The sequence below is a fragment of the Stenotrophomonas sp. HMWF023 genome, assembly GCF_003060985.1.
In the GTDB taxonomy this organism is placed as follows: Bacteria; Pseudomonadota; Gammaproteobacteria; order Xanthomonadales; family Xanthomonadaceae; genus Stenotrophomonas; species Stenotrophomonas lactitubi.
This window is the reverse complement of sequence record NZ_QAIJ01000308.1, coordinates 12,151-15,665: the sequence shown is the minus strand read 5'-3', so window position 1 is coordinate 15,665 and position 3,515 is coordinate 12,151. Positions and strand designations below refer to the sequence as shown.

Here is a 3,515-nt window from a genome sequence, read left to right as displayed (position 1 = left end):
CTCCCGCCCCTGTCGGGGCAGCCCCTCAACAGAGGGGCTTGTTCCTCCAGCTGCGGCAGTAGATCCACGCCATGCGTGGATGTCTCGGCCCGCTCGAGTCGACTATCCGCCCGTGGCCCAGCCTCCCGCTGCCCCCGTCCCCAGCGCCCTCACCTTTCGCTGAACAGCTGGTTCAAGGCCACATACCCCGGTGCACCCTCGGGCATCACCATCGCGCCGCCGAGAAAATCCGTGGTCGCCGCAGCCATCGCCGTCCATGCGTGCATGAACAACGCGGGCCCTGCGCTCAGCCGCCGCACGCCGGCCTGCGACAGCGCGGCAAAAGACGCCATCCCCGGCAGCCACATCAGGTTGAGAGGCAGCGGCACGGCGCCGGCAACCGCAGCAGCCTCGTCCAGCGCGCGCAGTCCCGGCACGAAGCCGCCGTCGGCACCGGCACGTGCATAGGCCTGCAGCCGATCGATGCTCATCCTGGCTGCTTCATCGCCTTCGGCCAGGCCGCGCAGATACACATCGGTGCGCGCATTGATGAACAGCGATCGCCCGCCAAGCGCCGAGCGGATGGCGGTGATCTTGTCCACCAGCGCCGCAGGGTTGCCTGCGCCGTCTTCGATGTTGATCCCGACCACACCTGCATCGGCCAGGCGCAGCACCCTCGCAGCGACCACGTCGGGGGCATCGCCGTAGCCGTCCTCGATATCGACCGTGACCGGCAACGAGGTCACACCAACGATTTCGGAAACCCGCTGCAGCAGCGCGGTATCAGGCAGCGCACCGCCATCGGCATGACCGCAGGACCACGCCATCGCAGCACTCGATGTTCCCACCGCGAGAGCCCCCTGCTGCTGGACCAGGCGGGCGCCACCGGCATCCCATACGTTGGGCAGCACGTAAAGACCGGCGCCTTGGTGGAGTTTTACGAAACGGGCATGAGCATTCGACATGGAACCTCCTGATGACGGGGACCTGCAGTCTGCGCCCGAACCGGTTTCCGGGCTCGCCATGTTCGGACATCAATGGCACGGACCTCGCGCACAATGTGCCCGCCACCACCATGACGTGCATTCATGACACCTCGCCCCTACAACTGCAGCGACATCACCGCCTGCCTGTCGATCTTCGACAGCAACGTGCCCACCTATTTCGCCCCCCAGGAGCGAGGAGACTTCGAGCGCTTCCTGCATGAACACGCCGCGCAGTGCGCATTCCAGGTGATCGAGGTCGAGGGCCAGGTGGTGGCCTGTGGCGGCCTCTGGAACTGCGGCGAAGGCCGCACCAGCTTCTGCTGGGGCATGGTTGAACGAGGTCGCCACAGACAGGGGCTGGGACGCGCGCTGGCAGTGGCCCGCTTGCGCCAGGCAGCAGCAGACCCGTCGATCCAGCGCATCACGCTCAGCACCAGCCAGCACACGCAGGGCTTCTATGCCGGTCTCGGCTTCCAGGTGGTACGCGTGGTGGCCGACGGCCACGGCGCCGGGATCGACGCCGTGGAAATGGAGCGGGTGCTGTAGCCCCCCGCTCCCGACGGATCCACGCATGCCGTGGATCTACCGTTGGCACGCCAGCTCAGAACCCGACGCGCAGGTTCAACTGGCCACCGATATCGTTGCGACCGTCGCCATGCTGGCCCTGCACGAACAGCGACAGCTGGCTGCTGCGTCCCAGGCCGACCGCTACGCCGACCTGGCTGACCAGCGCATTGCGCGCCATCACGGCACTGTAGGCATCGAACGCATTGCCACCGACGGCGAAACTCTGCCGGCTGGCCACGTCGGTGTCACCGGACGCGTGTTGCCAGCCCAGTCCGACCGTCAACTGTGCCGGATAGCGCTCGCCGCTGCCCACATCCCAGCGGCCGCGTACGCCGACGGTGCTGACGTTGAGCGTGTCCTTGCCGCCCTCCAGTACCAGTGCTGCGCTGCCGCCCTGCTCCACCGCGCGATCGCTGTCCACCCAGTGCTTGGTGAACTGCACGTACGGCTGTAGCTGCGTCCTGCCATGGGTCCAGGTCCAGCTGCCTTCGATCTGGGCGATGGTGACATCCGAATCCTGGCGGCTGTGCAGGGTCTGTCCCAGCAGCGGCACTTCACGCGTGGTGCGCGTGCGGTAATCGCCTCGCGACACGCTGCCACCAACCGCAAACCCGTTGTTCCACTCACCCTGCGCATACAGTCCATAGGTGTTGCCACGCAGGCGTGCACGCGACTGGCGATCGTACAGCCGCGTATCCAACCGCTCGCTGCCCGCCGCCGCACCCAGCACCACATGCTCGCCGAGCTTCCAGTCGACGCCGGCCATCAGTGCATTGCGGTTGGCACGGATCTCGTCACCGTTGCCATCGCCGTCCTGCTTGAACACCTTGCCGCTACCGGCCAGCCATGCCGAAGCGCGCTCGCCACGCACCGTCGGCAGCTCGCTGCCCAGACGCTGGCGGATGCCCTCTTCCAGGTAGTTGTCGTACAGCAGCACTGCACGGCTGGCCGCATGCACTTCACCGGAGAGCTGGTTGAAGGCGTTGCGCGCGGTGGCGGTGTCGTAGGCCAGCAGCGTGTTGTACAGGCCCAGCGCCGCGCCGGTCTGCGGCAGGCTGTCCAGCGCCGATGCCACGCCCAGCTGGTTGCGGGTCTGCGCCGCCGTGACGAAGGCCGCTGTCTGCTTCACATCGATCTTCAGCTGCGCGGCATTCGGTGTGTAGACCGGGCTCAGTGAGAGGAACGCAGAGGTGGTGGTGGGTGGCACGAACTGCCCGCTGACGCCGCCGCCTGCATTGATGATCGTGTACTGCTGGCCCTGCTGGTAGCTGGTGTTCGGGTCGATGGCGTTGACCACCACCGATGCACCGCCGATGTTCGCGCTGCCGCCCACCTGCACCACGTCACTGCCGGTAGCACCCAGATCGACCGACAGCGTGCTGCCCGGCGCCAGGGTGAGATTGCCACCCACGGTGATCGTGCCCGTACCGTTGCCGCCACTGCTGCCATTGCCTGGGCCGTTGCCCGGCGACAGCACGCCGCCATTGCTCACGGTCACGCCGCCAGCGCTGCCACCGATGGTGCCGGTACCCGACAACGTGGTGCCGCTGCCGATGGTCCATTGGCCACCGATGGTGCCGGTGACATTCAGGCCGCCGCCGGTGACCTGGCCGGTACCGGTGAATCCGCCACTGTTGCCGCCCAGGTTGAGCGGGCCCAGGCCGGCCTGCACGATGCTGCCCGTACCACTGATGCTGCCACCCAGTGTCGTGGTGCCGCCGGTGTTGACCACCAGGCCACCGTTGTTGGTGATGTTGCCGGTGATCGCGCCGCTGGCGCCGCCGTTGCCGATCTGCACGATGCCACCAGCGTTGATCGTGGTGCCGCCGGTATAGGTGTTGTTGCCGGTAAGGGTCAGCGTGCCGCTGCCCGCCTGGGTCAACCCGCCGCTGCCACTGACCACGCCGCCAAGCGTGGTGTTGCCGCCGACATTGAACACCAGGCTGCCGTTGTTGCTGACGTTGCCGGCGATCGCGCCGCTGG

The 3,515-nt window shown here is 67.2% G+C and carries 2 protein-coding genes and 1 pseudogene; 1 reads left to right on the top strand and 2 read right to left on the bottom strand.

Going from position 1 to position 3,515, the window contains the following annotated elements; translation table 11 throughout:
- Positions 1-149: 149 nt before the first annotated feature.
- Complete coding sequence (locus DBR20_RS18130) at positions 150-944, bottom strand: isocitrate lyase/phosphoenolpyruvate mutase family protein (RefSeq protein WP_258223421.1); 795 nt, start codon at positions 942-944, stop codon at positions 150-152.
- 123 nt (positions 945-1,067) lie between these two features.
- Here DBR20_RS18130 and DBR20_RS18125 point away from each other — a divergent pair, with 123 nt between their 5' ends.
- Positions 1,068-1,511, top strand: coding sequence for a GNAT family N-acetyltransferase (locus tag DBR20_RS18125; RefSeq protein WP_108267443.1), 444 nt, complete (start codon positions 1,068-1,070; stop codon positions 1,509-1,511).
- Between the two features lie 55 nt (positions 1,512-1,566).
- Here DBR20_RS18125 and DBR20_RS23460 read toward each other — a convergent pair.
- Positions 1,567-3,515: pseudogene (locus tag DBR20_RS23460) on the bottom strand (autotransporter domain-containing protein); the annotation flags it as partial.